27 protein-coding genes and 1 tRNA gene are annotated in these 26,157 nt (G+C 63.4%); 18 read left to right on the plus strand and 10 right to left on the minus strand.

Translation table 11 applies throughout. The features are described from left to right. The first annotated feature begins 221 nt into the window (after positions 1-221). The gene (locus tag MKI88_RS11710) at positions 222-449 is read left to right on the plus strand and encodes a hypothetical protein (RefSeq protein WP_241631567.1); all 228 of its coding nucleotides are present in this window, start codon (positions 222-224) and stop codon (positions 447-449) included. Between the two features lie 80 nt (positions 450-529). Here the strand turns inward: MKI88_RS11710 and MKI88_RS11715 are convergent, their stop codons facing one another. Beyond that, on the minus strand, positions 530-913 hold the full coding sequence (locus MKI88_RS11715; protein ID WP_241631568.1) for a hypothetical protein: 384 nt from the start codon (positions 911-913) through the stop codon (positions 530-532). Between the two features lie 384 nt (positions 914-1,297). Here MKI88_RS11715 and MKI88_RS11720 point away from each other — a divergent pair, with 384 nt between their 5' ends. From MKI88_RS11720 to MKI88_RS11745, 6 genes are all read left to right on the plus strand, one after another. Further along, positions 1,298-1,858 carry a hypothetical protein gene (locus tag MKI88_RS11720; RefSeq protein ID WP_241631569.1) on the plus strand — a complete coding sequence of 187 codons (561 nt, stop codon included), beginning with the start codon at positions 1,298-1,300 and terminating at the stop codon, positions 1,856-1,858. Between the two features lie 121 nt (positions 1,859-1,979). After that, entirely contained in the window at positions 1,980-2,681 is a 702-nt protein-coding gene (locus MKI88_RS11725) for a hypothetical protein (RefSeq protein WP_241631570.1), read from the plus strand. A gap of 185 nt (positions 2,682-2,866) precedes the next feature. Next, entirely contained in the window at positions 2,867-3,601 is a 735-nt protein-coding gene (locus MKI88_RS11730) for a molecular chaperone (protein ID WP_241631571.1), read from the plus strand. Beyond that, the gene (locus MKI88_RS11735; protein ID WP_241631572.1) at positions 3,601-6,195 is read left to right on the plus strand and encodes a fimbria/pilus outer membrane usher protein; all 2,595 of its coding nucleotides are present in this window, start codon (positions 3,601-3,603) and stop codon (positions 6,193-6,195) included. Before MKI88_RS11730 ends, MKI88_RS11735 begins: the two co-directional genes overlap by 1 nt. Continuing rightward, positions 6,192-7,100, plus strand: a complete 909-nt coding sequence (locus MKI88_RS11740; RefSeq protein WP_241631573.1) for a hypothetical protein — start codon at positions 6,192-6,194, stop codon at positions 7,098-7,100. The genes MKI88_RS11735 and MKI88_RS11740 overlap by 4 nt, the downstream gene beginning before the upstream one ends. 488 nt (positions 7,101-7,588) lie before the next feature. After that, on the plus strand, positions 7,589-8,842 hold the full coding sequence (locus MKI88_RS11745) for a sensor histidine kinase (protein ID WP_241631574.1): 1,254 nt from the start codon (positions 7,589-7,591) through the stop codon (positions 8,840-8,842). Between the two features lie 9 nt (positions 8,843-8,851). Here the strand turns inward: MKI88_RS11745 and MKI88_RS11750 are convergent, their stop codons facing one another. After that, positions 8,852-9,502 carry a response regulator transcription factor gene (locus tag MKI88_RS11750; protein ID WP_241631643.1) on the minus strand — a complete coding sequence of 217 codons (651 nt, stop codon included), beginning with the start codon at positions 9,500-9,502 and terminating at the stop codon, positions 8,852-8,854. Positions 9,503-9,718: 216 nt separating this feature from the next. On the opposite strand from MKI88_RS11750, the gene MKI88_RS11755 reads away from it, so the two are divergent. The 3 genes from MKI88_RS11755 (at position 9,719) to MKI88_RS11765 (ending at position 11,614) form a co-directional block, all read left to right on the plus strand. After that, positions 9,719-10,063 carry a DUF1622 domain-containing protein gene (locus tag MKI88_RS11755; RefSeq protein WP_241631575.1) on the plus strand — a complete coding sequence of 115 codons (345 nt, stop codon included), beginning with the start codon at positions 9,719-9,721 and terminating at the stop codon, positions 10,061-10,063. A 128-nt stretch (positions 10,064-10,191) separates the two neighbouring features. Beyond that, the gene (locus MKI88_RS11760) at positions 10,192-10,974 is read left to right on the plus strand and encodes a DUF2092 domain-containing protein (protein WP_241631576.1); all 783 of its coding nucleotides are present in this window, start codon (positions 10,192-10,194) and stop codon (positions 10,972-10,974) included. Positions 10,975-10,984: 10 nt separating this feature from the next. Further along, the gene (locus MKI88_RS11765) at positions 10,985-11,614 is read left to right on the plus strand and encodes a hypothetical protein (RefSeq protein ID WP_241631577.1); all 630 of its coding nucleotides are present in this window, start codon (positions 10,985-10,987) and stop codon (positions 11,612-11,614) included. 8 nt (positions 11,615-11,622) lie between these two features. Here the strand turns inward: MKI88_RS11765 and MKI88_RS11770 are convergent, their stop codons facing one another. From MKI88_RS11770 to MKI88_RS11785, 4 genes are all read right to left on the minus strand, one after another. Then, positions 11,623-12,270: a response regulator transcription factor gene (locus MKI88_RS11770; RefSeq protein WP_241631578.1), complete on the minus strand. Its 648-nt coding sequence runs from the start codon at positions 12,268-12,270 to the stop codon at positions 11,623-11,625. Positions 12,271-12,496: 226 nt separating this feature from the next. Further along, positions 12,497-13,417 (minus strand): HAD family phosphatase, encoded by a 921-nt coding sequence (locus MKI88_RS11775; protein ID WP_241631579.1) that lies wholly within the window; start codon positions 13,415-13,417, stop codon positions 12,497-12,499. Further along, positions 13,414-14,238 (minus strand): phosphatase PAP2 family protein, encoded by an 825-nt coding sequence (locus MKI88_RS11780; RefSeq protein WP_241631580.1) that lies wholly within the window; start codon positions 14,236-14,238, stop codon positions 13,414-13,416. The genes MKI88_RS11775 and MKI88_RS11780 overlap by 4 nt, the downstream gene beginning before the upstream one ends. A gap of 81 nt (positions 14,239-14,319) precedes the next feature. Further along, the gene (locus tag MKI88_RS11785) at positions 14,320-15,021 is read right to left on the minus strand and encodes a DUF3313 family protein (RefSeq protein WP_241631581.1); all 702 of its coding nucleotides are present in this window, start codon (positions 15,019-15,021) and stop codon (positions 14,320-14,322) included. Between the two features lie 252 nt (positions 15,022-15,273). Here MKI88_RS11785 and MKI88_RS11790 point away from each other — a divergent pair, with 252 nt between their 5' ends. Together MKI88_RS11790 and MKI88_RS11795 are read left to right on the plus strand one after the other, a co-directional pair. Next, positions 15,274-15,936 (plus strand): YidH family protein, encoded by a 663-nt coding sequence (locus tag MKI88_RS11790; protein WP_241631582.1) that lies wholly within the window; start codon positions 15,274-15,276, stop codon positions 15,934-15,936. A 93-nt stretch (positions 15,937-16,029) separates the two neighbouring features. Beyond that, the gene (locus tag MKI88_RS11795; protein ID WP_241631644.1) at positions 16,030-16,947 is read left to right on the plus strand and encodes a formylglycine-generating enzyme family protein; all 918 of its coding nucleotides are present in this window, start codon (positions 16,030-16,032) and stop codon (positions 16,945-16,947) included. Here MKI88_RS11795 and MKI88_RS11800 read toward each other — a convergent pair. The 3 genes from MKI88_RS11800 to MKI88_RS11810 all read right to left on the minus strand — a co-directional run bounded on the left by MKI88_RS11800 (position 16,937) and on the right by MKI88_RS11810 (position 19,049). Then, positions 16,937-17,806: a Na+-dependent transporter gene (locus tag MKI88_RS11800; protein ID WP_241631583.1), complete on the minus strand. Its 870-nt coding sequence runs from the start codon at positions 17,804-17,806 to the stop codon at positions 16,937-16,939. The genes MKI88_RS11795 and MKI88_RS11800 overlap by 11 nt on opposite strands. Positions 17,807-17,845: 39 nt before the next feature. Beyond that, positions 17,846-18,847, minus strand: a complete 1,002-nt coding sequence (locus tag MKI88_RS11805) for a transporter (RefSeq protein WP_241631584.1) — start codon at positions 18,845-18,847, stop codon at positions 17,846-17,848. A 128-nt stretch (positions 18,848-18,975) separates the two neighbouring features. Beyond that, positions 18,976-19,049 (minus strand) — tRNA-Gln (locus MKI88_RS11810). A gap of 147 nt (positions 19,050-19,196) precedes the next feature. On the opposite strand from MKI88_RS11810, the gene MKI88_RS11815 reads away from it, so the two are divergent. The 6 genes from MKI88_RS11815 to MKI88_RS11840 all read left to right on the plus strand — a co-directional run bounded on the left by MKI88_RS11815 (position 19,197) and on the right by MKI88_RS11840 (position 24,299). Further along, entirely contained in the window at positions 19,197-20,243 is a 1,047-nt protein-coding gene (locus MKI88_RS11815) for a Ppx/GppA phosphatase family protein (protein ID WP_241631585.1), read from the plus strand. Beyond that, complete coding sequence (locus MKI88_RS11820) at positions 20,240-20,908, plus strand: RlmE family RNA methyltransferase (protein WP_241631586.1); 669 nt, start codon at positions 20,240-20,242, stop codon at positions 20,906-20,908. Before MKI88_RS11815 ends, MKI88_RS11820 begins: the two co-directional genes overlap by 4 nt. A 19-nt stretch (positions 20,909-20,927) precedes the next feature. Beyond that, positions 20,928-21,338: an energy transducer TonB gene (locus MKI88_RS11825; RefSeq protein ID WP_241631587.1), complete on the plus strand. Its 411-nt coding sequence runs from the start codon at positions 20,928-20,930 to the stop codon at positions 21,336-21,338. 140 nt (positions 21,339-21,478) lie between these two features. Next, entirely contained in the window at positions 21,479-22,594 is a 1,116-nt protein-coding gene (locus MKI88_RS11830) for a DUF47 family protein (protein ID WP_241631645.1), read from the plus strand. 18 nt (positions 22,595-22,612) lie between these two features. Beyond that, positions 22,613-23,617, plus strand: coding sequence for an inorganic phosphate transporter (locus MKI88_RS11835; RefSeq protein WP_241631588.1), 1,005 nt, complete (start codon positions 22,613-22,615; stop codon positions 23,615-23,617). A gap of 37 nt (positions 23,618-23,654) precedes the next feature. Then, on the plus strand, positions 23,655-24,299 hold the full coding sequence (locus MKI88_RS11840; protein WP_241631589.1) for a hypothetical protein: 645 nt from the start codon (positions 23,655-23,657) through the stop codon (positions 24,297-24,299). 103 nt (positions 24,300-24,402) lie between these two features. On the opposite strand, the gene MKI88_RS11845 is transcribed toward MKI88_RS11840, so the two are convergent. Further along, positions 24,403-26,154 (minus strand): flotillin family protein, encoded by a 1,752-nt coding sequence (locus tag MKI88_RS11845; RefSeq protein WP_241631590.1) that lies wholly within the window; start codon positions 26,152-26,154, stop codon positions 24,403-24,405. Between the last annotated feature and the right edge of the window lie 3 nt (positions 26,155-26,157).

Here is a 26,157-nt window from a genome sequence, read left to right on the forward strand (position 1 = left end):
CCCGCACGGCAGCCTACAATCCATGCCGCCCATCAGCCGACTGGCTCAACCGATGAACAACCTCTTGAGGCTCCACATCTAGCTACTGACCGATTCAGGCTGAATCGGCCTGCTGATTTCCCGACCGCAATCCAGCGACACTAACCGAACGCCCCGGACGGCGCTGCCACGCCCGGCTTCGTACAACCGCAGTGTCAACACGACATCGCGGGAGACGTCCGGTGCAATCCTATCTGAGCGTGGATCTGGCAGAGAGTTGGGTGGCCCCGATGCTGAGCTGGCTCTTCCTGGTGCGCGTCAAGACCGACATCGTTATGGCGCTCGTCGCGCGATATGGGATCAATGGCAGCATCTTTGCGCTCGGCGTCGCGCTGTGCGTCGTGGTCACGCGGCACCTTTACCCCATCACGGGCGGGCACATCCGGAATGTCCAATTGGCATTCTCCTGACCTGTGGATCGGAGAACACGCATGTGCGTCTGTTCGGTGTTCTGTCTATCCGCTGTCAGATTGCGCCCGACGCGGCTGCTTCAGCGCGCGACGATCTGGAAATCGAGACGGTCGGCATCGAAGCCGAGGCCCGACGGGATCGCGGCCAGGGTCCGGCTGCGATTGCGCGGACCGTGCATCGTGGCGAGCACCGCCTGACCCGATCCGTCCAGAACGATGCGCTCTTCGCCAGCCAGCAGCACCGCGCCCTTCAAGGCGCCGGGGGTGTAGTTCAGGATCACCTGATAGCCCTGAGGCGCGTTGCAATACTCACGCAGTTCGCCAAGTTCGACTCGCCCGCCGCCATCGGTCGAAACCGCAGGCCGGTATGTCAGCTTGCACATGACGGGCACCGACAGTTCAAGCCTGACGCCGAACGTGTCCTGCGCATCCGCCGCGGTGCAGATCGCTGCAAATCCCAGCATTGTTGCAAAGCATTTCTTGAGCATCGGAGCACCTGCCCGTTTCAACATGCCACGGCTTCTGCCCCCGGGGCGGTGAACTTGTGGTGTTCGAACATGGCTAACGCGGACTTAACAGATTCGCGATTCAGCGCGCATGAGATGCGTCAAGTGCTGCTCGTCCCGGCATCTCCGCCGGTCGCGTCCCGTTTCGACACAGCCTGACGCGGTCCTAATATTGTTAACGCGCGCGCTCACCCGCGCAAATGCGAGCCTTTCGCGGGCTTTGGCCGTCTGGAGCTAAGGCTTTGGCGTTAAGCATAAAATCGTCTGGACTATATCTTTGGGCATATGGTAATAATTTGTTAACTATTCGGTGGGGCGAATGAGAGGGACGTTGTGGGGGATATGACCGTCCGAGAGGGATTTGGCCGCAGGCTGAAGCGCGTGCTGATCGGTGCAGGCGCGGCGGCATCGCTGGTGCCGTCGGTCGCCCATGCGGATGAGATCGACGGGGTTCGCAACCTGACGCTTCAGGTGAGCGGCCGGGTTTCAGAGCATTGCGCGCTGGGGTCGATCCGCGACGTGCATTTCGGCGATATCTCCCGGCCCAATCTCAGCGCTGCCGCACGTGTGGCGCTGGACTGCAACATTCCGTTCCAGATGACGGTCAAGGCTGCGCGGGGCGGACTGGCGCACGACGCGATGCCGACGGGGCAGGGGCCTTATTCGGGAACGCTTCCCTACACGATCGGCATCGAGATGCCCGTCCGCAAGCCGCAGGCGGCGATGGTGGGTCGCAGTTTCGAAAGCCACGAACTGCTCGCTGGCAGAACGATATCCAGTGAAGGGGGCATCGCCATGGACGGCATGGCGCTCACCGTTTCGCTCGGACGCCCTTCGGGAGAGGCCGGCCTTCTGGCCGGGCGCTATGGTGAAACAATAGAAATAACAATAGCGCCGCAATAGCTTATGTAATTCATGAAAATGTCGCAAAAGAATATCAATAATGCGGCTTAATGCCCTCGGGTTCGTTTGTGTTGATTAAAGTATCAATCTTGAGTGTGTCTATAATGGAGGAAAGTTTGTCATGACTAAGAAGATCATTGGTTCCGCGATTGCAGCTCTTGCGCTGGCTGCTCTTCCGGGCGTGGCGCATGCCGATGCGACCGCTGGTGGTTCGTTCACGGGCCTCGGTGGAGCTTTCGGCATCGGCACGGCATGGGGCTATCTCGGCGGTTCGCTGGGCAACACTGAAACCGCATCGCCGACGCTCGCAACTGCCTTCACGCTGACCGGCGAAGTCAGCCGCGATTGCTCGTTCTACGCGGGTTCGGCTGAAGGTCGCACGATCAACTTCGGCACGATCGGCGTGCGCACGGGCAGCGGTGAAAATGTGAACGACGCGTTCGACATGCGCGCAGCGGCCGATGTCGCGATCACGACGGGCACCGCTGGCTGCAACACCAAGAACGAGGTTCGTATCTCGAAGCAGAACGGTACCGACGGCCTGCGCAACAACGCGGCGGCTACCGGTGGCTATGACAGCGACGAGTTCACCAACAAGCTGCCCTATCGCGTCGATGCGGCCTGGACGGGCGTTGAAGTCGGTCAGGTCGGCGCTGGCACGATCAAGACCCTCTCGGTCGACACCAACGAAGCCGCCGACAGCAAGGCTGGTGGCGCATGGCGCTCGGGTTTCGTGATGAATGTCCTCATCCCGACCCCCGCCAAGGGCCTCGTCGCCGGCACCTACAGCGACGTGCTGACGGTCACGCTCTCGGCGATCTGATCGCAGGAGCAAGGCGTATCGGAGGGAGGGAGGCGCACGCCTTCCTCCCTTCAATTCTTTCCTAACCCTTTGCTGTTCTAAACTGACCTCACGATTCCCGGGGGAAAATCCAGATGCCGCGCCTTCACAGCCCAGCGCCCGTCGCTTGGGTGCGTAACATTGCACTGTCGATTCTTGCAGTTTCCATGCCCGCGCATGCAATGCGCGTGTCACCGATGGTGGCGGAGATGTCGAGCAAGGGCAGCGGCGCGGTGGCGCGTATCGAGGTCCAGAATCTCAACCCGACCAATCTGCCGTTCGAAACGCGGATCACGCGGATCGACTATGATGACAAGGGCAATATGACCGAAACGCCCGCCGACGGGGATTTTCTGGTCTTTCCGCCGCAAGGCGTGCTGCCCGCCAATGCCCGCCAGGTCGTGCGCCTCCAATGGGTCGGCGCAGGGGATATTCCCGCCTCGCGCGGCTATTACATGTCGGTCAATCAATTGCCGGTCGCGCTCGACCCGCAGGCTCCCGCAACCGCCGGCGCACAGGTGCAGATCGTCTATCACATGAAGGCGCTGATCACGGTCGCGCCTCCGGGAGCGCTGCCCAAGGTGGAACTCGTTTCGGCCACGCCGACCGAGATCGATCCACCGCCCGCCGCTGATGGCGCCGCTGCCGGCGCGAAGCTGCCCGGCGTCGAGGTGACCGTGCGCAACACCGGAAGCCGTCATGCGATGATGTCGGGCGCCAAATGGACGATCGAGGGACGCGGTATCGACGGCAAGCCGGTCACTGTCGAACTCGATCAGGCCGCGCTCAACCGTGACATCGGTGTAGGCTATCTGGCCGCGCTCAATGGCCAGCGCACCTTCCGCGTTCCCACCGGCGTCGCATTCGGTTCCGGACCGATCACGGTGCGCTTCGCCCGCTGATGCGTATTCGGATTGCCTGCATAGCCGCGCTGTCAGCGGCGTGCGGCGGCACGGCCGCCGCTCAGGTGTCTGTGCCCTTGCCACGTCAGGGCGTGTCCGCGCCCGAAGATCCCGATCCGGGCTCAGAGCCGCAAGCCGCGGCCGCGCGGCCGGACAAGGTGGAAGCGGCTGCTCCCGAAGCAGCGCCGGTATCGCGCCGCCTCGATATCAATCCCTATGATCGCGACATCGAAATGACGGTGCCGCTGACCTATCGCAGCCGCCCGCTCGGCGAGATACCCGTGCTGTTGACGCATGACGACCGCTTCGTCGTCAACACCCGTGCATTCCTGACGCTCATCGATCCGCTGCTGAATGCCGAGGCGCGCACAAGGATCGCGGCGCAATTGGGCCAGCGTGACGCGTTCGTCCCCGACGATCTGGGCGCGATCGGCATCACGCTCGAATATGATCCGGGTACGCTGTCGGTCGTCGTGCTCCGGATTGCGCCCGAGCAGCGTGCGATGGAGGCATTGTTCGACGCGCCAGTTCCCGAGAATGAGCAGCCCGATTTGCTGCCCGCAGGGTTTTCCGCCTTCCTGAATATCAATGCGGTCCAGACCCAATATTGGGAAGGCGATACGCCGCTCCCCTCGATCTTCCTCAACGGCGCTGCCCGGATCGGGCGTTTTGTCGTCGAAGCCGATATCGAGGCGGGCGAGCAGGGTTTCACCGGCTCGCAGGACTATGGCGTCGAGCGCAATTTCGTGCGCGGTGTTTACGACGAACCCGAACAGTTTCGCAGATGGTATCTGGGCGACCTTTCTCCCGAAGTTCGCGGCCAGCAGGGCTTCGTCCAGCTCGGCGGCATCGGCGTGTCGCGTCAGCGTCGACGTTTCGATCAGTTCCGCTCATCGGTGTTGCAGGGCAATCGGCAACTGGTGGTCCAGCGCGACTCCACCGTGCGCGTTCTGCGCAACGGCGTGCTCTATCGCGAACTGCGGCTCGAGCCCGGCTCCTATGATCTGAGCTCCCTGCCGCTGGTTTCGGGCAGCAACGACGTCCAGATCCAGGTGCGCGACGATGCCGGCCGCGTTCAGGACATTTCGTACCGGGCTTATCTCGATCCGATCGACCTCGCGCCGGGCGACTATGAATATGCGGCCTATGTGGGCGCGCTGAGCAATCGTATCGGCGGGACGCCGGATTATGGCGACGAGGTCGCCTTTACGGGCTTTTTCCGGAAGGCCTTTCTTGACGCGCCGTCGATCGGCGTGGGCGTGCAGGCGAGTTCGAAGACGCAGCTCCTGACCGGGCAAACCCAGTTCGTGGTCGGCAATGGCAGTCGCATCCAGATCGATGCCGGCCTCAGCAACAACAAGCGCGCGGGCGAGGGGTACAGCCTTGGCGCATCCTATGAACAGGCGTTCGACCGGGCAGGCCTGATCGACACCTTCACCATACGGGCCGATTATCTGTCGCGGCGCTTCACCTCGCTGGGCAACGCCGATCCAGACAATATCAACGCCTTCAGCCTCAGCGCGTCCTATGCGCGCGCCTTTGACGAGCGGCTGACCGTCCTTTTCGACGCGAGTTACTACAAGAGCCGCGATAACGAACCGGATCGGTACCGGCTCGGCGCGGTCGCCGCCTATCGCTTCTCTCCAAAGTGGAGCCTGCGCGCGGGGGTCGATTATTCCGAATTTGGCAGCGGGTCCGGGGCACGCAACGGAATCGGGTTCGGCATATCGTTGCTGTTCCAGCCCGATTACCGTCAACGCGCCGAGGCTCGACACGACAGCAATACCCGGTCCACGGCACTGTCCTATTCGCGATCGAGCGACAACCGCATCGGCAGCGTCGGCTATGGCGGCGTCCTGGCGCGCGAGACGGGGTCGACGAGCGCACAAGCCTATCTCGACTATACCGGCAACCGCTTCGATGCCTCACTGAACCACGCGAGCTATGGCGACGGACTCAGCTCGATCACCGATCAGCAGGTCACTTCGGTGCGCGTCGGCACCGCGCTGGCCTTTGCCGATGGCGCCTTTGGCGTTGGCCGACGGATCAACGACAGCTTCGCCATTCTCTACCCGCACGCCAATCTCAAGGGGCGCAGAGTGGTTGCGGGGCAGTCGCTGGCTGAAAACGACTATATGAGCAAGAGCGGGACGCTCGGCGGCGCGGTCAACGGCTATCTCACCTCCTACGTCACCCAGTCGATCCAGTATGACGTGGAGAACCCGCCAGCGGGCTATGACGTCGGTGCGGGCGTCGCGAGGGTCAAACCGCCCTATCATAGCGGCTACAAGCTCAAGATCGGGACCGACGCCTTTGTCAGCGCGACCGGTACGCTGCTGGCCCCCGACGGCAAGCCTGTCTCGCTGGCCGGCGGCCGCGTGGCTGCGCTCGATGGGAAGGATGGCGCCATGCTGCCGTTCTTCACTAACTCGATCGGTCGATTCGCTATCCAGAATCTCCGTCCCGGTGTGCGTTATCGCGTCATTCTCAACCAGCGGCCGATTGCATTCGAATTTACCGTGCCTCAGGATAGCGACGGACTAGTCGACCTGGAGGCTGTGACCGGCTCCACCGAACCAGCGGGTGCACCATGACACCGAAGAACAGCTTTCTGATCGCACTTGCCCTGACCGCGGCTTCGGCGCCAGCCGCCGCGCAGGAGCAGAGGAGCACAGGGTGCCGATTGAGGATCGACACCAACGCGACGAGCTGGGTCATTCGCGGCCACGACCCCTATGGCGGGGCGCAACCCTCCGGAACCTTCGACCTGATCCTGACCAATGAGGGCGACCAGCCCTGCGAGGTTTTTCCGGTCTTCGCGCTCGACAAGGAAGGGTTCGGGCTGCGCGCGGCGTCGGGGCCGCATATCCCTTATTCCCTGCTCGACCTGTATGGCGATCAGGACGCTACGCCGCTTGGCGGGCGCGCAATGCGAAAACCATCCTGGCGTCCGGTGGTGGTCAATCCCCACGGGCAGCAGGCCGTCCGCTATATGCTGCAGATCCCGCCGGAAGCGATCACGAGTGACGGCCTCTTCAGCCAGAACGTGTTCGTCGAGGCGGAAGACCGGGATGGGCGGACGATTGCCGGCCGTCGGCTGGTGCTCGGCATCGACGTGCTTCCTTCGGCGATCATGGGGCTGTCCGGTGCGTTTCGTCGTAGCAATGGCCAGGCGCTGGTCGACCTCGGCGAGTTGAAGGAGGGGACCGCGAAGCTGCCCCTGCAGCTCCATATCCGCAGCACCCGCGCCTATCGTCTCGCCGTGGAATCGACCAATCGCGGCACGTTGCAGCTGGCCGGGACCGACTGGTCGATCCCTTATCAGGTCGCGATCAACGACAAGGTCGTCCCATTGACGGGGGGCGGGAGCTATGCCTCTCCCTCGGGCATGGCGCAGCGGCGCGACAACCTGCCGATATCGTTCGTCATCGGCGATCCCGCCCAAAAGCGGGCGGGAACCTATTCGGATACGCTGACCATATCGATTTCCGTGATCTGAGGCGGTCACGCGATCAACCCTGAAGCCGCATCGTCCTCAAGGGGCTGCGGCATGTCCATACGGCCCGCTGCAGAGCCCATGCGGCACGGGTAGTTTTGCACAATCACGAGCAAGGTGGCGACCGCCTGAAATACGCGGCTATCGGGACAAACCCGGACAGATGTAGCGCCGCAGTTCATCGGGATGCGATGATGTTACCTCACGATTTGCCAAAGTCAGTTGCACGATGCGTCGAGCCGGCGCGCCGTTGCTAACAGTATTGATTGTTAAGAATTTATAAACTTGATGGACGATGAGGTGCCGCCAGTTACCGAATCCGTCGTATAGTATTTTTTCCAGCGCCCCTAAGGGCATATTGGCATTGCCACGGAACAGATACCTAATGCATAATACGTACGGTACTTCATGCAGAAACAGATCCTGAAACTCAGGACAATTGCCGAAATCGGACTTTCAAGGAGAGTGCCCAAGTTTCCGAAAGGCCAGGCGTGCGGGGCGCCGACGCGATTGGGAACGACAAAGCCCTGATCCACACGATCATGGAGTTGGCAATGTCGGACGTGGCGTACGAAAATACCCTGCAGCAGAGCCTCACCGGAGCCAGCGACGCGTCCGCAGATGCGTTCGGTCCGCCAGTTCTCACGGTCAAGGCGGGGATCGACCCGCCGGGCATGGGTTGGCGTGCGCGGCGCATGCCCGGTTCATTGCAGGGCGTGATCGACGCGATGCCGATGCCCGCCGCGGTGATCGACGAGGAACTCCGCATCGCGGCGGTCAACGATGCCTGGCTCGGATCATTTGCGCCTGGAACTGCCGATACAACGGGGCGGAATATCATTGGCGGCGACTTCGTGACGGCGAGCGCGGCCGGCGTTGGCGAAACCCGGCGCGCCGTCCGTGTCCGCAGCGGCCTCAGGCGGTTGCAGTCGCACAGGATTGCACAATTCTCGCATCGACAGACTGTCGTCCTGAACGGCGAGGCTCGGCTCTTCGTCGTGCGGACCGCGCCGCTCTGGCGTTTTGGCCGGCTATTGCTGGCGTCCTATGTTGACGTGACGGACAACAAGCGGCGCGTGACGGAGCGCCGGCACTATTGCCTGTCGCTGCTGCGCGCCGAAGAGGAGGAACGCAAGCGGATCGCGCTCGAGTTGCATGACGAGACCGCCCAGCAGCTTGCACTGATGCAGTTCGCGCTCACGTCGCTGAAGGATGCCGGCAACGGTGCCGGTGTCGAGCGGGCCTGTTTGGGGATCGAGGAGGCGCTGGGCGCCGTGCAGCTTCAATTGCGCACGCTCAGCTATGTGTTGCACCCTCCCGAACTGGAGCACGGCGGCATCGAGTCCGCGCTTCGGACGTTCGTCCTCGGCTTCGCGCGCAGATCGGGTTTGCTCGCCGAGTTCGAGGGCATTGCCAGTCCGCTCAACCTGTCGCGCGACATCGAGATCGCCTTCTACCGCGTGGCGCAGGAAGCCCTTGCCAATGTGCAGCGCCATGCAGCGGCGTCGCGTGTTCGCGTCGCCCTCAAAAAGGAATCGGGCGATCTCGTCATGGAGATCAGCGACAATGGGGTTGGCATCAGCGCGGAAATCGTATCGGCACAGCGCCGCGAAGGGCTGGGCGTCGGCCTGGTCGGGATGCGCGAGCGCTTGCAGGCGCTGGCAGGCCGGCTCGACATCTGCAGGCTGCCGCTGGGAACGATGGTGACGGCGCGCGTTCCGTGCCGGAGTCGCGCCACCGGCTGAACGACCCGATCAGGGCTGGACGATACTGTTGCGCACCGCATAGCGGACCAGTTCCGCTGCGGTCTTCAGCTTGAGCTTGTGCATCGTCGCTGCGCGGTGGGTCTCCACGGTCTTCACGCTGATCGATAGAAGACTTGCGATCTCCTTGTTGATCTTGCCTTCCGCAATGAGCTGAACGACTTCGCGCTCGCGCGGTGTCAAAACGGCGGTATCGAAGGACGCCGTATCGCGTTGCAAAAAATGATCGAGCAGCGTTTCTGAAATAGCGCTCGAGAAATAGGGTTTGTGGGTTACCAATGCATCGACCGCGGCGATCAGATGTGCGCCGGGGTCGGATTTCAGCACGTAACCGCGCGCGCCCGCGTGCAGCACATCGACAAGAATATCGTCGCGATCGTGCATCGTGTAGATCAGGATTTCGATCTCGGGCAGTTCGCGCTTGAGCACACGCGTGAGGTCGAGGCCATTCATCAGGGGTAGCGAATAGTCGAGGATCGCGATGTCAGGCCGCATCTGAAGCGCCAGTTCGAGCGCGGAATGGCCATCGGCTGCCTCGGCCACGACTCGCCATTCCGGGCGCGCGTCCAGAAAGCTGCGCACGCCCTGGCGCATCGCGTCATGATCGTCTGCGATCAATATCCTGCGCAGCACATTGCCCATCATTTCGCCTTTAGCGCCCGGACACGACGCGGCGCGGTATCTGGCCAATCATTGCTGACCGCTGCGAATGCGCAATCGGGGAATACCCGAACATGATCCTAAAACACCGGCTGGTCGTATAGGGGAGGTCCCCTCTGTCGCCGGCTCTCCAGACAATGCCCGATGTGCGCGATGCCCGAATCGGGGCAAGCTCTACGCAAAGGGAGGTAGCTATCAATGGAGGAAATACTCAAGCTTATCGCGTCAAATGCAGCACTTATGCTCGAGTTCACGGTTGTCGTGATCGTCGTCTATGGCGCGGCCGAGGCGCTGATCAGGGTGATCGTCCGGCTAGCGAGCCGGTCCGCGGCATCATGGTCGCGCCGCGCGATCTGGCTGCGTTTTGCCAGCTGGATCCTGCTCGCGCTCGAATTTGCGCTGGGGGCCGACATCATTCGTACGGCGGTAGCGCCGACATGGGACGATATCGGCAAGCTTGCCGCCATCGCAACGATCCGCACGGGCCTCAGCTTTTTTCTGGGGCGCGATGTCGAGGAAGCCGAGACGCTGAAGGATCCGTGAGAGTCGCGACCATCCGAGCGCCCATGGGGATTTGCGCCAAGCGATATCGGGAACAATCCCGATAGCATCGCGCGTCAATTGCTCCAGTCTGTCGCCGTTCGTGAAGCGGCTTCACGCTGGAGGACATAATGCAACAGTCGAAATATCGGGGATCCGGGATAGCGTTGGGGCTCGTAAGCGCGCTGCTGCCCGCAGCCCTGTGGGCCCAGACCGCGCCGTCACCAGCCGCGACTGCCGCCGCGCCCGAACGGGATCCCGAAGCGATTGCGGCGCTAGAGCGCATGGGCGCGTCCTTGCGCAAGTTGACCAGCTTCACCGTGACCGGCGACGTGACGACCGAAGAGGTGCTCGATACGGGGCAGAAGATCCAATATGCGGGCACCGTCGAGATCAAGGCGCGCAAGCCGGATCGCCTGCGACTGATATCCAATACCGACCGCAAGAAGCGCGACTTTTTCTATGATGGAAAATCGCTCACGGTCTTCGCGCCCAGCCTCGGCTACTGGGCCACTGTCGAGGCGCCCCCGACGATCCGGGAGATGCTGACGCGCGCGAAGGAAAGGCATGATATCGAGCTGCCGCTCGCCGATCTCTTCGATCTCGGTCAGGATCCCACGCTGACGGCCAAACTGACCTCGGCGTTCAAGGTCGGCGTCGAACATATCGGCGGCTTGCCTTGCGAGCAGTATGCGATGCGCCAGCCCAATGTCGACTGGCAGATCTGGATCCGCGAGGGCGCGGACGCACTGCCGTGCAAGATGGTGATCACCTCGACCGAGGATCCCAGCATGCCGCAATATATCGCGACGATGAAGTGGAACACCACCGCGCCGATCGCCGATACCGACTTCGCGTTCAAGCCGCCGGAATCGGCGCGCAAGATCGTGATCGGCAGCGTGAATCCCAGGTGAGGACGGGGCGATGATCAGCAAATTCACAAGCTCGACGCTTGGCTTCGTGAGCGGCCTGGCTCTGTCGTTGACGCCGATCGCGGCGTCGGCCGCCGACTTCGCGGGCGCACCGCCAATCGACCAGTCGGTAGCGGGCGCTGACCCGTATGCTGTCTTGGCATTCCAGCAGCGCGGTGGTGGCGGCACACGGACCAAGCCCAGCGGCGGGGCCCAGGGTGCCCGGACCAGCGGAAGCGCACAGACGCATGCGACGCCTCGCGCAGCCGGTGGCGGCGCCCAGAACCGACAGGTTCGGAGCGGCTCAAGCTCGAGCATCAATCACAGCACCAACGCGAACCGCAACGTCAACCGCAACACCAATGTGAATCGCAACACCAACGTGAATCGCAACGTCAATGTCGATGTCGACAATGACTGGGGCAATGACTGGGATGATCATCCCTTTGCGACCGCGGCGGCCGTGACGGCCGGGGTTGCGGTCACCGCGGCGGTGATCGGGTCGGTAACGCGGACGATCCCTCCCAGCTGCGGTACCGTCGTCGTCAACGGCCTCAGCTATTATCAGTGCGGGAGCACCTGGTATCAGCCGCAATATGCGGGGACCACGGTACAATATGTAGTCGTGAATCCGCCGCAATAACCGCGCCGTCAGGCCTGGACGATATTGTTCCTGACCGCATAGCGGACGAGCTCGGCGGTGGTCTTGAGCTTGAGCTTGTTCATCGATGCCGCGCGGTGCGTTTCGACGGTCTTGACGCTGATACTGAGGATGTGGCCGATTTCCTTGTTGATCCGGCCTTCGGCAATCAACTGGACGACTTCGCGCTCGCGCTGCGTCAGCGTGGTGCCATCCGACAGGCCATTCGCCTCGAGGAAGCGATGAAGCAGGGTTTCGGAAATGGCTCCGGAGAAATAGGGCCTGCGGATAGCCAGTGCATCGATCGCCGCGAGCAGATGGCGCCCGGCATCAGATTTCAGCACGTAGCCGCGTGCGCCTGCGCGCAGCACCTCTGCGATGACGTCCTCCCGGTCATGCATGGTGTAGACGAGAATCTCGGTGCGCGGCATCTCGCGCTTCAACGCACGAGTGAGGTCAAGGCCGTTCAGCGCCGGCAGCGAGTAATCGAGCACCGCTATGTCCGGCTTGGTCTTGCGTGCGAGATCCAGAGCTTCATGACCGTCGGCCGCCTCGGCCACCACCTGCCAGTCGGCGCGGCTTTCGATCAGGTTCCTGACCCCCCGCCGCATCACTTCGTGATCGTCGGCGATGAGTATGCGGCGTTGTGGCGTCGCCATGCATTTCCCCAACATGATCCGCCGCCTCGAACCGCGACACGAGGCATCATAACGCCTCCCTCCGACAATCCCATCCGGGTAAACCCTGAGGGGGATCGCGGACAAGTACGGGGGTCTGGCGCCCGAAATCCACGTCCTTCGCAGTGCGGGCCGGCAGGTTCCTTGACGCCTCGCCCGGATAATTCCCGATATTCCGATGGAGCGCGACCCGGTAGCAGGGGGAGCGCTAATTGACGAAGACCGTCTTCCAGTCGCGCTTCATGCTGACCAGCGTGATGCCATATTCATCCGCTTTGTCGAGTGCTTCGGCGAGCGGGCTCAGGCGGAAATCGCGGTCATAGGCGAATTCTCGCTCGGCATCGTCGTGATGGATGAGCAGCGCGAGCCGCGGGCCTTCTCCCGTCTTCGCATAGCGCAGCATGGCGAGGTCGCCGTCGGAATTTCCGAAGGCAAGGATCGGGCGACGCCCTATATGCAGGCCAATATTGGCGGGCTTGACCTCGCGATCGTCGAAACTGTTGAGTTCCGATTCCTTCACAAGCACTGCGCGCCCGTCCCGCATCTCGAAGCGCAGCTTGACGCTCGATCCGATCACTTGCTCGGGCGGGATGCCGTAGATCCGCTCAGTAACGTTGCGCATGAGATCGATGCCGCCGCCCGAGACGATGAAGGTCTTGAATCGGTTGGCACGCAGATAGTCGAGCAACTCGATCTGGGGCTGATAGGTGCAGTGCGCGAACAGCCGGTCGAGCCTGGGATGCCTGGCAGTGGCAAACCAGTCCGTCGCGATCCGCGCGAACTCCTCGGTCGTGACCCCGGCGTGCGTGGCGAAAGCCATTTCGAACACCGCCTGCTTGCCCAGATCGTGGATCGTCTTGAAGTCGTGCTCGAGAAACGCCTTGAAGGGCTGGCGTTCACGCATGCCCGGATCCTTCTCCGCAAGCTCGGCGAGCCGGGCCTGCGCGAAAAAGACCTGGATCTGCACAGGCTGTTCGCACCAGAGCGTGCCGTCGTTATCGAATGTGGCGATGCGTTCGGCGGGCGGCATGAAATCAGCGCCGCCTTCTGTTGTAACGCGCGCAACGAAATCGAGGATCGCGGCGCGCGCCGGACCGTCGTTCCAGGAAGGAAGTACATCGCCGGTCATGGTGTGGCGAGCGAGGCCGTTTCCGCCACGCAATCCGTGGTCGGTTTGCTGCCTGCCTGTTTCGCCGCCGCGACTTCGGTGCGGGCGGCGTCGAGATCGGCGCGGAAGGCGGGATCGGCGTGCAGGCGGGAGACCGTGGCTGATGCGATGGCGCGGCCCGCCTCGACGTCGCTCTGCCAATGCGCGTCACAGACCACGCGGCTCAGCCCGAAATCGCGTCCGCGCTGGTAGAGCGCGTCGGCGCGGTCGGGATTGAGCTCCGCGAGCACCAGCGCGAAGCCCCAGCCGAGCGCGCTGTGCCCCGACGGATAGGATCCGTCGCCGCGCAGCAGCGCCTCGTCCTTGGGGTAACACGTGACCGCCTTGTGCACGACGAAGGGCCGCGTGCGATTATATTTGTTCTTGGCGCCGTAGGTGGACAGGCCAACGTCGATCAGCATCCGGCCCATGAGCGAGTAGAGCCTGGGCGTCGCCGCTTTCGTGATCGCAAAACCCATCGCGCAGGAGAAGTCGTCGGGGATCTCGGGGAAGCCGATCACAGCGTCGCTTGCGGCGCGCGCAAAGCGCGGCGTTCCGCGTAGTTTGATCGCAGCACGCCGGGCTTCCTCGTCGCGCTGCATCGCGGCCGATCCCGGCGCCGGCGGGGGCGGCAGCAAAGCGAGGCTGTCCGGCAGCGCCGCGCGCGGCAGATAGCCCGGCGGCAGCTTCATCTTGTCGACGGCGGTCGGATTGGCGGCGGAGCCCCCCTGTTCCTGCGCGGATGAGGCGCCCTGCAGCGCCAGAAATGCCGCGGCACATGTTGCAATGCTCCCTCGTCGCATGACTTTCCTCCATCGCAACGGCGCCGGGCCGAGGAGCGGCGGCCCGGCGCCTCCGGTCAACTCGCGGCCGCAACGCTCGCGTTATTTCTTCAACGGCTGCGCCTCAGCGTCGATGGGAGACAGCGCCTTGAGCTCGGTGAGGCCGTTGGCGCTTGCCTTTGCCCAGCTGCCAAAGGCTTGTTCGAAATCGGCACGATTGCTGACGCTGGTCCGTCGCAGCATGAAGGAATTGTCGCCAATGTCCTGCCGGTCGATCGCGCGCCCCAGTATCGCGCCCGTCACCGAGTCGCGGACCTCGATCACGACCGTCGCCTCGCCGGCTTCGCGCGAATAGGTCCGGCTCCGCCCAGCCGTCATCATGTCGGGTGCGGAGACCGAGAGGTTGATCACCGCCGTCCTCAGTCTGAGCACGTCAGGACCGGGCTCGGTGACCATCTGATAGCCTGCGCCGGTATAGGCTTTGGCAAAGATGCTCTCGAAGCCGGTCTTGGCGTTCTGGAGGATTTCCTGCGCGTCCTTGTCGCTGATGCGCTGCGACAGCGTCATCGTCGAGCTGTTATAGTCCCTCAGCCAGTTCTTCTGGAAGGCGACCTCGGTCGGGTCCATCATCACCTTGGTGTAGGCGCGGAAATCGGCGCCCGGCAAAAGATAGACCTCGTCCATGCGCTTGCCCTTGACCCGGTGCAGACTGTCCCAGGTGTCGGGGGCCTTGGCTGCGAGCGGCGGCATCGCAATTGAGATCATCGCTGCGCCGCAGAGTATCGTCTTGAATCGGTTGGCCATGTCAGTCACCATCGGATAGCCTGGAAGGGCCTATCATCGCACAGCTATCGCGCGGGCATATCGGGTGAAATCCCGATCCGGCGGGGCGACTGGCAACGAACCGTGGCGAGCCGCCACTCGGGTCTGTCTCTGAGCTTTTCCGGGATAACCCCGATAGGTCACGATGCCGAAATCGACGATATTGGCCCCTCCTGATGTTCTGGAAGGTTGAGCGATGTCGAATGCGAACTTCCCGCCTGGCGAGCGTGCGCAATGACTGACCGTGAGCCCGGCATACCGCCTCCAAAGCGCCCCGAGAGACCTGAGCGGTTTGCCGCAAAGCCCTTGCCGCGGATCCCCGATGTCAGTGGGCAAAGCGAGGGGGCGGCCTCGGTCGAATATTCGCGCTATCGCACCGGACTTTCACACCACAGAACCGAGATTTCCGAGCATCGCACCGACCTGTCCGAGTATCGGACCGACCTCTCCGGTTTCCGGACCGATCTGTCGTCCGAGCGCACCGAGATGTCGATGAACCGGACCGGCATGTCGATCCAGCGCACGCGCATGAGCGCCGATCGCACGCTGATGTCGGTCATTCGTACATCGCTGTCGATGATCGCGTTCGGCTTTACGCTCTATCAGGTCTTTCAAAAGCTGCATGAGGCCGATGTGATCGTCGCCGGCGCCGCGCCCCGCAATTTCGGACTGTCGCTGATCCTGCTTGGAATAGTGATCCTGGTCGGTGGCATCTGGCGGCACGTCCAGTTCGCGCGCGAAATGCGGCAGCATCGCGAACTCATGATCGGGCAGGGCCTGATCACTGGAAAGCGAAGCTATCCCGTTTCGGTCACGTTGATCGTGGCTATTGGCTTGATGCTTGTCGGTATCGCTGCGATCTTGAGCATAGCTTTCGGTTTCAACATGTTCGGCTAGCCATATGCGCAGCGCCGGCCACTTCAGGGAAAACGGGTGTCGATGACGGATAGTTCACGAGCGATCGAAGCCAGTCCGCCCGCGCGCGCAGACATGATCTGGATCCCCGGCGGCAGCTTCACCATGGGATCCGATCATCACTATCCCGAGGAACGGCCAAGCCGGCGCGTTTCGGTCGACGGTTTCTGGATCGACCGGACCCCCGTCACCAATCGCGAATTTGCGCGCTTCGTGGAGGCGACCGGTCATGTGACGATCGCGGAGATCGCGCCCGATCCCGCCGACTATCCGGGGGCGCTCCCCGAATATCTGGTCCCCGCCTCGCTGCTGTTCGTCCAGCCCGAGGGGCCAGTGGCGCTCGCCGGGCCGGTGACGCAGTGGTGGTCCTATGTGCCGGGCACCGACTGGCGGCATCCCTGGGGCCCTGACAGTTCGCTCGACGGGCTCGATGATCACCCGGTAGTTCATGTCGCGCTCGCCGATATCGAGGCCTATGTCGCCTGGGCGGGCGCCAGCCTGCCCACCGAGGCCGAATGGGAATATGCCGCGCGGGGCGGCATGGAGGACACCGAATTTGCCTGGGGTGACGAACTGGCGCCCGGCGGCGTCCATATGGCCAATACCTGGCAGGGGCAGTTCCCGACGGGGAACGATCTCGACGATGGCTGGCTGCGCACCTCTCCCGTCGGCCATTATCCGGCAAACGGCTATGGCCTGTATGACATGATCGGCAATGTCTGGGAGTGGACCGCCGACTGGTGGGCGGACTCGGCGGCCGCGGTCGCGGGGCAGAGCAAGGCATGTTGCGGTGCTCGCAACCCGCGGGGCGGAAATGAGGGATCAAGCGCCGATCGCAACGATCCGCTCCATATTCCGCGTCGCGTGCTCAAGGGCGGGTCGCACCTGTGCGCACCGTGCTATTGCCGGCGCTATCGCCCCGCTGCGCGCCACGCGCACCCCGTCGACACCTCGACGTCGCATGTCGGCTTCCGTTGCGTGATCAGGCCGTAGATTTGGACGGCGTCCTGCGGCGCTTGACCAATATCTGATAGGGAATGAGCGTAATCATCGCGACGAGCAGTATCAGCAGCACCGCGGCTGAAACCGTCTTGTCGGCATGGTTCGCGCTCGCCAGTGCCAGTGCGATGCCGGGATGCCGCATTGCCGCCGCGACCGCCAGCGTCCTGCGGCCCCGCTCCTTGGGATCCCCAAGCAACTCCCCACCCGCGATGGCCACAATTGTGAAGAGAATGACTGCCACGACCGTGCCATCGCGGATCAGGCTGAGCATATCGTGCCAGCTTCCGACGAGGACGGGAATGAATGCAAGCACGACCAGCCCCATGCCGATATTGCCGACCATGGGAGCCACGCGCTTTGCGAACGCCGGGGCGAGCCAGCGACCAATGATGAGACCAATCGCCAGCGGTATAATCACGCCGACGAATACGTTTTTCGCGACGATACCCGGAGGAAACTCGGCTGTGTTGTCGTATAGCGCGCCCACCAGCGCACCGAGCAGGGGCACGGTCACGACCGATAGCAGCGCCATCGCGACATAAAGCCCGTAGACATAGTTTCTGCGCGCGCCGACATGAAGCTCCTTGCCGGGGACGAGCGGCGGCACCGGGGAAATCGCCATAAGGAGCAGCGCCGCTTCCGCAGCGTGCGGCATCTCGAACAATGTGGTGATGATGAGTGCGGTGATCGGCGGGATGATGATCACTGCGAGTGTCGCGCGTGCCAGCGCCCTGGGCCGCTCTAATACGGACAGCAGATCGTCGCGCACCGAAGCCATGCCTACCGAGATGACGACGAGCCCGAGGCTTATGGTCAACAATATCGGTATGAGCTGCTTGAGCAGTTCCACGGTCTCTCCTTCCTCGGGTCAGACCCTGATCGTTTCAGGCTATTGCGGTGCCGCGCCTTTGGGCAGCTTCATGCTGAGCGGCAGGGTGAGGCTGACCCATACGGAGGCCCCTTCGGGCCGGTTTTCCGCGGCGAACTCCTTGAATGCGCGAATACGGAAAGTGGCGGGCGATCGCCCCAGCATGAGATGCGTGGCGGCGGTGGCGCCCAGACCGGCAATTTCGCCCTTGTTGGGACCGAGACGGGCGCCGCTGCCCGTGTCACCCGAGATCTGCTTGTAATAAAATCCCTGAAGCCCCGCCGAAAATACCGGTGAAAAGGTCTTTTCCACCGACGCTTCGGCGTGGAATTCATTGCCCGTGTCGTAATCGGTGAAATCGTTGCGCCCGTTGAAGGTGAAGCCGAGCTTGCCCGAAACGTCCCAGCCGGCCTTGGGATCGATCCAGCTCGCCGCGAAGGAGGTGTCCAGCACCCAGCGATGAAAGGCGAGATTCGCGAGCTGGTCCTCGCGATATCTCCCGATCGGGATGTTGAGCGTCGCACCTGTTTGCAGGCTGACCTTTCCTGTCTTCCAGCCTAGCGCCATCGTCGCGATCGGATCCGCGACCACCAGTGCCGAATCGTGCGCTGAGATCTGGAACTGGTTGCCGCGCGGGCCCGTAATAACCGCATTGACGTCGACGATCGGTGCACCCACGGGAAGCGCCGCGCCCACGCTCAACGTGCCACCGAGCACGTCGGTGCTCGGCACCCAGAGCAGCGTCAGGAATTCTGCGGCGACGGTTACGTCGAGACCCGCCACGACGTTGCCGCCAATGACGAACTGGCGGTCCGCCCCCGCGCTCGCGTCGTAGATGTAGATCGTGTTGTCGAGGAAAACGCCTTCCACCGGCGGCATCACCGCAGCCCCGGGGCCGCCTGATCCCAGCAGATAGAAACTCGCTCCGCCTTCCGAAGCGCGCGCCGGAGTGGCGCCGAGCGCACATGCTGCGCCCATGGCGACCAGCGCCCATCGCGAAGCGCCGTTGAAGTGTTTGCTCATCGTGCCGTCGCCCGCATGCCTGATTGCCAGCCCGGACTCGGCCGGCCCTTGGCAAAAAATGGCCATTTGGGACGCGCTTGGATATCGGGATAAATCCCGAGCAGTTCTGACGATTTAGGTGAGTCCGCTGGATGCCCCGCGAGGATTCGAACCTCGATTGACGGAGTCAGAGTCCGTAGTCTTACCTTTAGACGACGGGGCAGTGCGGAGGCGCGAAATAGGCGGGTCGGGCGAAGCTGTCAACGCCGCCTTGCAGTTAATCCAACCTCTCGATACTCTCGCGGGCAAGTACCGGCGGTATCCCTGCCGGAGAACATAAGAGTGACTGACGGCAATGGGTGAGCGTTCCATGCCATCGCCGCGACAGCCCGACAGTTTTTCGACGGGCGGTGCGGCATTGAGACGACCCGCGACAGCGCGCTGGCCACAACGCCGCGCATATGCGGCCCTCGATCTCGGCACCAACAATTGCAGGCTGCTGATCGCCAAGCCTGAAGGCGACGGCTTCGTCGTGATCGATGCCTTTTCGCGAATCGTCCGGTTGGGCGAGGGGCTGGCCGCGTCGGGCCGACTGAGCGATGCGGCGATCGAACGCGCGATTGCCGCGCTCTCGGTCTGCGCCGAAAAGCTGAAGCGGCGGCACGTGACGCTTGCGCGCTCGGTCGCGACCGAGGCGTGCCGGCGCGCGTCCAACGGCCGCGAGTTCATCGAGCGCGTCTATCGCGAGACGGGAATCGCGCTCGACATCATCACCGCCGAGGAAGAGGCCAAACTCGCCGTGATGGGGTGCCACGCGCTGCTCGAGCCCGGCGACGGACCCGCGCTCGTGTTCGATATCGGCGGCGGCTCGACCGAACTCGTGCTCGTCGACACCGAGCAGGGCGCGCCGCATATCGTCGACTGGCTGAGTGCCCCCTGGGGGGTCGTCTCGCTGACCGAAAGCGAGCCCGAGGCGAGCCATCCCGATCTCGCGACGCGACTTGCGGCATATGAGCGGATGAAACAGCGGGCACATGAGAGCTTCGCGTCCTTTGCCGCGCGGCTGCCCGTGCATCCCGCGGGCGCGATCCGTTTGCTCGGCACAAGCGGCACGGTCACCACGCTCGCGAGCCTTTATCTCGAGCTCAGTTCGTACGACCGCAGCGCGATCGACGGGCTGATCGTCCCTGCATCCGCGATGCGTAAGATCAGCGACCGGCTGTCGCGCATGACGCTCGCGGAGCGGCAGGGGCAGCCCTGTATCGGCACCGAACGCGCCGATCTCGTGGTTGCGGGCTGCGCAATCCTCGAATCGATCATCGACATCTGGCCCGCCGAGCGGCTAGGCGTCGCGGACCGCGGGATTCGAGAGGGCATATTGCGAAGGCTGATGGCGCGCGACGGGAAATCGGTATGAGTCGCGGAGGAATCGGCGGACGGCAGCGCGTGCGCACCGCCAAGGGGCGCACCGCCGCCTCGACGCGCTGGCTCGAACGCCAGCTCAACGATCCCTATGTGCGCAAGGCCAGGGCCGAGGGCTATCGCAGCCGCGCCGCCTACAAGCTGATCGAGCTCGACGAGAAGTTCGGCCTGCTCAGGGGCGCGAAGCGTATCGTCGATCTCGGCATCGCACCGGGCGGCTGGAGTCAGGTGGCGCGCAAGAAGGTGCCCGGTGCCGCAATCGTCGGCATCGACCTGCTGCCGACCGACCCGATCGATGGCGTCACGATCTTCCAGATGGATTTCATGGACGAACGCGCCCCCGAGAGGCTCAACGAGGCGCTGGGCGGTCCCGCCGACCTGGTGATGTCCGATATGGCCGCGAACACGGTCGGCCACACACAAACCGATCACCTGCGCACGATGGCGCTGGTCGAGGCGGGGGCATATTTCGCGGTCGACGTGCTCGAGCCCGGCGGCGCCTATGTCGCAAAGGTCTTTGCGGGCGGCACCGACCATGAATTGCTCGCGATGCTCAAGCGCAATTTCACCACGGTCAAGCACGCCAAGCCGCCCGCCAGCCGCAAGGATTCGTCCGAATGGTATGTGATCGCGCAGGGCTTCAAGGGGCGGAGCGACTGAAGCTTCGGAGGGGGCATATATGGGCTTGATGATCATGGCACTGGCGCTCGTCGGTGCTTCGGCGACGAACGGAGCGATAGCGGCGGAGATCGCCACGCCGACGATGCTGATCTCAGGGGGCATTTCGGACAGTGATTATCCCAAGGCCGCGCGTGATGCGGGCGTGGAGGGCGCAACGATCATGCGTCTGCTTGTTTCGTCGAAGGGCGAAGTGACCGAGTGCCAGATCGCACGATCGAGCGGCTCGGCGCTGCTCGACCAGAAAAGTTGCGCGATCTGGATCGGGTTCCGCTACAAGCCGGCGCGTGACGCATCGGGCAAAAAGGTCGAACAATGGGTTCAGGAGTCGATCGCCTGGACGATCGGCACGCCCTGCACAGCTTTCCCGAAAAGCGGCATGGGCATCTGCGTGACGGCTTCGAAACGATAGCCTCACTTAATCACAACACTGATGGCGGCGGGCGTTTGCGTATACGAACTTGCCCCTTGCGGACACGCACGCTGCGATGCACATGCTGCAATCGCGTGACGGAATTATAACAGTTTCGTTACAGCACGGGAGCCAAGATCATTCGGCAGATCGCCGCCCTTCCCTATACCATGGACGAAAGCGGGAGCATGCGCATCCTGCTGATCACCTCGCGCGAAACGCGCAGATGGGTGATTCCCAAGGGGAACCGGATCAAGGGGCTGGCGGCGCATCGCGCGGCCGAGCACGAGGCTTTCGAGGAAGCCGGGATCGCCGGCATAGCCTGTCCTGCGCCGCTGGGCAGCTATCGCTATCGCAAGCGCCGGCGCGACGGCACCGCGCGCACCGCGACCGTCGACGTCTTCCCGCTCGCGGTAACGCATCAGTCGGTCGACTGGCCCGAACGCGGGGAGCGCGACCAGCAATGGTTCTCGGTGCCCGATGCCGCAAATGCGGTCGACGAGCCCGATCTGAAATTGATGATTGCGGCTTTTCGGGAGCCACCCGAAGAGCCCGGTGCGTTCACGCGTGCGATCCTATGGCTGCGCCTCCAGGGGGGAGAAAGAATTCCGATGCTGCGCTGGTTTCAGGCAATGATGCCCAAGCAGGGGCGGTTCTTCGAGCAGTTCGAGGAACATGCTGCGACTCTGGTGGCGGGCGCCGACGCGCTTGCGCGGCTGCTCAAGGGCGGCCCCGACATGGCCGACCATTGCCGCGAGATCTTCGACCGCGAGCACGAGGCCGACGACATCATCCGAGAGGTGCTGCAGGACGTCCGCCGCACCTTCATCACGCCCTTCGACCGCAGCGCCATCACCGGGCTGATCGGCGTGATGGACGATGCGATCGACCAGATGAACCAGACCGCCAAGGCCACCCAGCTTTACGAGGTCACCGAGTTCACGCCGCAGATGCAGGACATGAGCGCGATCATCGTCGAGGCCGCGCGTATCACGGCCGAGGCGATGCCGCTGCTGCGCTCGCTCAACACCAATGCCGTGCGGCTGCACGAACTCACCGACCGCCTGGTCAAGCTCGAAGGGCATGCCGACGAGATCCACGAGGCGGGGCTGAAGGCGCTGTTCAAGGCGCAAAGCCAGGCGCATCCGATGGCCTTCATCGTCGGGCGCGAGCTCTACAGCCATCTGGAAAAGATCACCGACCGGTTCGAGGACGTCGCAAACGAGATCCAGGGTCTCGTCATCGACCACGCCTGATTCGACCGGCGCTTCACCATGGACGCAACTCTGGCTTTTCCGCTGCTCGTCGCGCTTATCGGCGTGGCGCTGCTGTTCGACTTTCTGAACGGCCTGCACGACGCTGCGAACTCGATCGCGACGATCGTGTCGACGCGCGTACTGCGCCCGCATTATGCGGTGGCCTGGGCAGCCTTCTTCAACTTCATCGCCTTTCTTTTCTTCGGGCTGCACGTCGCCGAGACCGTGGGCAAAGGGATCGTCAGCGCCGATGTGATCGACGCTTCGGTGATCTTCGGTGCGCTGATGGGCGCGATATGCTGGAACCTCATTACCTGGGCGCTGGGCATCCCCTCGAGCAGCAGCCATGCGCTGATCGGCGGTCTGCTGGGCGCGGGCACTGCCAAGGCTGGGCTTGAGGCGGTCGTGTGGAGCGGCGTGTTCAAGACGACGGCGGCGATCGTGCTCTCGCCTGCGGTGGGTCTGTTTCTGGCGCTCGTGCTCGTGCTGATCGTCTCCTGGATATTTCTGCGCGCGACGCCCCAATATGCCGACCGCTGGTTCCGCAAACTCCAGTTCGTCTCGGCCTCGCTCTATTCGCTCGGCCATGGCGGCAATGACGCGCAGAAGACGATGGGGGTCATCGCGGTGCTGCTCTATTCGCAGGGCATGCTCGGCGGCAGCTTTCACGTGCCCTTCTGGGTGGTGATCTCGTGTCAGGCGGCGATGGGGCTGGGCACGTTGTTCGGCGGCTGGAAGATCGTTCACACCATGGGGTCGAAGATCACGCGCCTGACGCCCGCGCAGGGCTTTTGTGCGGAGACGGGCGGCGCGATCACGCTGTTCGCGGCGACGGGGCTGGGCGTACCCGTGTCGACCACGCACACCATCACCGGCGCAATCGTGGGCGTTGGCGCCTCGCGGCGGCTTTCGGCGGTGCGCTGGAACGTCGCGAGCAGCATCGTCGTGGCGTGGGTCGTGACGCTCCCAGCGGCCGCGCTGATCGGCGCGGGCTTCTACCTGCTCGCCGGGCTGTTTGGCTGAACTTGCGCGGCGCCGGCGTCCGTTCTAGCGATCGGAAATGGACGCCAGAGACTATAACCAACAAGGCTATGCGCATCTCAAGGGCCTGATTTCGCCCGAAGTCGCGCGTGCCTTCCTCCAGGATCTGAAGCAGGATTTGGGACCCGGTGCGATCGCGCTCAGCCGCGTGACGGAGCATGTAAACCTGCTCGATCGGCCCGCCTTCGAGATTTACGGCCATCACTACAAGCCGATGCGCTTCTTCCTGTGGGGGCTGACCCCGATCATGCGCGAGATCACGGGCCGCGATCTGCTTCCGACCTATGACTATTTCCGCATCTACCGTGAAGGCGACGTCTGCCGTGTCCATTCGGATCGCCACGCCTGCGAACACAGCCTGTCGCTCACGCTCGATTACAGCGATGGCGAGATATGGCCGCTCGAGGTCGAGCGCGGGCGCAGCGAACCATCAGCGAAGGTTGACGCCGATTTCGGCCCCGAAGATCATGTCGCGATCCCGATGGAGGTCGGCGACGCGGTGCTCTACCAGGGCGTGCATCACCGCCACGGACGCACTACGCCCAATCCCAACGCATGGTCGGCGCACCTTTTCCTGCACTGGATCGACCGCGAAGGCCCCTATCGCGATCAGGCGTTCGACGGGCAGGGCGAACCCATGCCCGTCAACTTCAGCTTCGGCTGAAGCATAAGTCCTGCTGCGAGGTTGGAGCGCTTGGCATAACAGCGCGTCATAATCGCGCGGGACATCCGGCCGCGCCATGCGTGGCGGGATGTCCCTGAAGGATCTACTCGGCTGCCTCGGATTCCTCCGGGGTCTCGGTCGGGCGCACACGCACCTTGCCCCGCCGGACAGCAGGCGACGCGTCTGACAGACTGGCCTCGCGCGTCGACCCGGTCGCCCCCGCGACGAGACCATCGAGTGTCGAGCCATCGAAGCCCAGTTCCTTCATCAATCCGTCGATCACCGGTGCCTGTGCGCGATATCGGAGCGCAGCGGCAACCGCACTGTTCGCCAGGTTGCGATCGCCCCCGCCGTCGCCGTCATTGGCGGCCCCCGCCGATCCGCCCTTTCCGGTGATGCCGTCGACCTGCACGATCTTGATGCTGTCTATAGCTTCCAGTGGCTTTGCGGCCTCGCGCACCACCTCGGGCAGCACCTTGAGCAAGGCCAGCTTGGTCTGGAGCGAGATCTGGTCCGACGATAGCAGGTTTGCGGCCTCGTTGACCGCGCGCTGACCAGCCGCCTCGACCTCGAAGCGGACACGCGCGGCTTCGGCGCGGAGCTTTTCGGCTTCGGCTTCGCCGCGCGCGGCTTCGAGCACCGCCTCCGCGCGATCGGCCGCGGCCTGCTTCTCCGCATCGGCCTCGACCTTGACCGCGATCGCCTGGCGCTCGGCTTCCTTCGAAGCCTCGATCAGTTCGATCTTCTTTGCACGCTCTGCAATCTCGGATTCGCGCGCGGTCGAGACCTGTTCCTCGGCCGCAACCGCTTCGGCACGCGCCTTGTCTGCTTCGGCACGCGCCTGACTTTCCTCGCGGCTCTTGTTCTGGACCGCAATCTGCTGCTCCTGACGGGCGATCTCGATCGCCTGCTCCTGCGCGATCTTGGCCTGCTGCACCGCGCGGTCAGCTTCGATCTGGCTGGCGTCGGTCATCTGCTTGGCTTCGATCCGCGCCTGATCGGCCTCGCGCTGGCGTTCGGCCTGCTGGCGCGCGACCACCGATATCTGTTCGGCGCGGCGCATCTCGACCTCGCGCTCCTGCTCCAGCTTGGCGAACTCGTTGTCGCGGGCGATGATGAGAGATTGACGCTCCGCTTCGAGATTCTTGGACTCGATCTGGACGCGCGTGTCCTGCTCGATGTCGTTGCGCGCCTTCTTGCGCAGCTCGATCTGCTCGGTCAGCTTGGTAAGGCCCTCGGCGTCGAAGGCATTGTTGGCGTTGAAATGCTCGATCGAGGTCTGGTCGAGCCCGGTCAGCGAAACCGATTCGAGCTCGAGCCCGTTCATCGCGAGATCAGCGGAAGAAACCTGCTGCACCTTCTGCACGAAGTCGGCGCGTTGCTCGTGGAGCTGGTTCATCGTCATGCCCGCTGCGACCGAGCGCAGTGCGTCGACGAACTTTCCCTCGACCAGTTCCTTCAATGCCTCGGGGTTCATTGTGCGCAGGCCGAGCGTCTGCGCGGCGACCGCGATCGATCCCGCATCGGGCTTCACGCGGACATAGAATTCGGCCTTCACGTCGATGCGCAACCGATCGAGCGTGATGAGCGCATCGGCATTCTTGCGTTCAACCGCGAGCCGCACGGTGTTCATGTTGACGGGCATGGTCTCGTGGAAGACGGGAAGCACCAGAGCGCCGCCGTTCATGACGACTTTTTCGCCGCCAAAGCCCGTGCGGACGAAGCCGATCTCCTTGGAAGCGCGCTTGTAGAGGCGGGCGAGGATGACCCCCAGGGTAATAAGCAGGACAAGCCCCACTGCGGGAATGATGAGGACGGAGAGCAGGCCCCCGCCGTTTTCGACGATCTGGTTCATGTC

This window comes from Sphingomonas sp. LaA6.9 (genome assembly GCF_022601895.1).
Taxonomy (GTDB): Bacteria; Pseudomonadota; Alphaproteobacteria; order Sphingomonadales; family Sphingomonadaceae; genus Sphingobium_A.

Coding starts and splice junctions, on each gene's coding strand:
- MKI88_RS11765 (WP_241631577.1), top strand. CDS start 10,985: ATGATCAGCAAATTCACAAGCTCGACGCTTGGCTTCGTGAGCGGCCTG.
- MKI88_RS11725 (WP_241631570.1), top strand. CDS start 1,980: ATGACTAAGAAGATCATTGGTTCCGCGATTGCAGCTCTTGCGCTGGCT.
- MKI88_RS11815 (WP_241631585.1), top strand. CDS start 19,197: ATGCCATCGCCGCGACAGCCCGACAGTTTTTCGACGGGCGGTGCGGCA.
- MKI88_RS11775 (WP_241631579.1), bottom strand. CDS start 13,417: ATGACCGGCGATGTACTTCCTTCCTGGAACGACGGTCCGGCGCGCGCC.
- MKI88_RS11780 (WP_241631580.1), bottom strand. CDS start 14,238: ATGCGACGAGGGAGCATTGCAACATGTGCCGCGGCATTTCTGGCGCTG.
- MKI88_RS11795 (WP_241631644.1), top strand. CDS start 16,030: ATGATCTGGATCCCCGGCGGCAGCTTCACCATGGGATCCGATCATCAC.
- MKI88_RS11785 (WP_241631581.1), bottom strand. CDS start 15,021: ATGGCCAACCGATTCAAGACGATACTCTGCGGCGCAGCGATGATCTCA.
- MKI88_RS11790 (WP_241631582.1), top strand. CDS start 15,274: ATGACTGACCGTGAGCCCGGCATACCGCCTCCAAAGCGCCCCGAGAGA.
- MKI88_RS11755 (WP_241631575.1), top strand. CDS start 9,719: ATGGAGGAAATACTCAAGCTTATCGCGTCAAATGCAGCACTTATGCTC.
- MKI88_RS11715 (WP_241631568.1), bottom strand. CDS start 913: ATGCTGGGATTTGCAGCGATCTGCACCGCGGCGGATGCGCAGGACACG.
- MKI88_RS11740 (WP_241631573.1), top strand. CDS start 6,192: ATGACACCGAAGAACAGCTTTCTGATCGCACTTGCCCTGACCGCGGCT.
- MKI88_RS11805 (WP_241631584.1), bottom strand. CDS start 18,847: ATGAGCAAACACTTCAACGGCGCTTCGCGATGGGCGCTGGTCGCCATG.
- MKI88_RS11825 (WP_241631587.1), top strand. CDS start 20,928: ATGGGCTTGATGATCATGGCACTGGCGCTCGTCGGTGCTTCGGCGACG.
- MKI88_RS11840 (WP_241631589.1), top strand. CDS start 23,655: ATGGACGCCAGAGACTATAACCAACAAGGCTATGCGCATCTCAAGGGC.
- MKI88_RS11820 (WP_241631586.1), top strand. CDS start 20,240: ATGAGTCGCGGAGGAATCGGCGGACGGCAGCGCGTGCGCACCGCCAAG.
- MKI88_RS11770 (WP_241631578.1), bottom strand. CDS start 12,270: ATGGCGACGCCACAACGCCGCATACTCATCGCCGACGATCACGAAGTG.
- MKI88_RS11845 (WP_241631590.1), bottom strand. CDS start 26,154: ATGAACCAGATCGTCGAAAACGGCGGGGGCCTGCTCTCCGTCCTCATC.
- MKI88_RS11730 (WP_241631571.1), top strand. CDS start 2,867: ATGCCCGCGCATGCAATGCGCGTGTCACCGATGGTGGCGGAGATGTCG.
- MKI88_RS11760 (WP_241631576.1), top strand. CDS start 10,192: ATGCAACAGTCGAAATATCGGGGATCCGGGATAGCGTTGGGGCTCGTA.
- MKI88_RS11720 (WP_241631569.1), top strand. CDS start 1,298: ATGACCGTCCGAGAGGGATTTGGCCGCAGGCTGAAGCGCGTGCTGATC.
- MKI88_RS11835 (WP_241631588.1), top strand. CDS start 22,613: ATGGACGCAACTCTGGCTTTTCCGCTGCTCGTCGCGCTTATCGGCGTG.
- MKI88_RS11750 (WP_241631643.1), bottom strand. CDS start 9,502: ATGGGCAATGTGCTGCGCAGGATATTGATCGCAGACGATCATGACGCG.
- MKI88_RS11735 (WP_241631572.1), top strand. CDS start 3,601: ATGCGTATTCGGATTGCCTGCATAGCCGCGCTGTCAGCGGCGTGCGGC.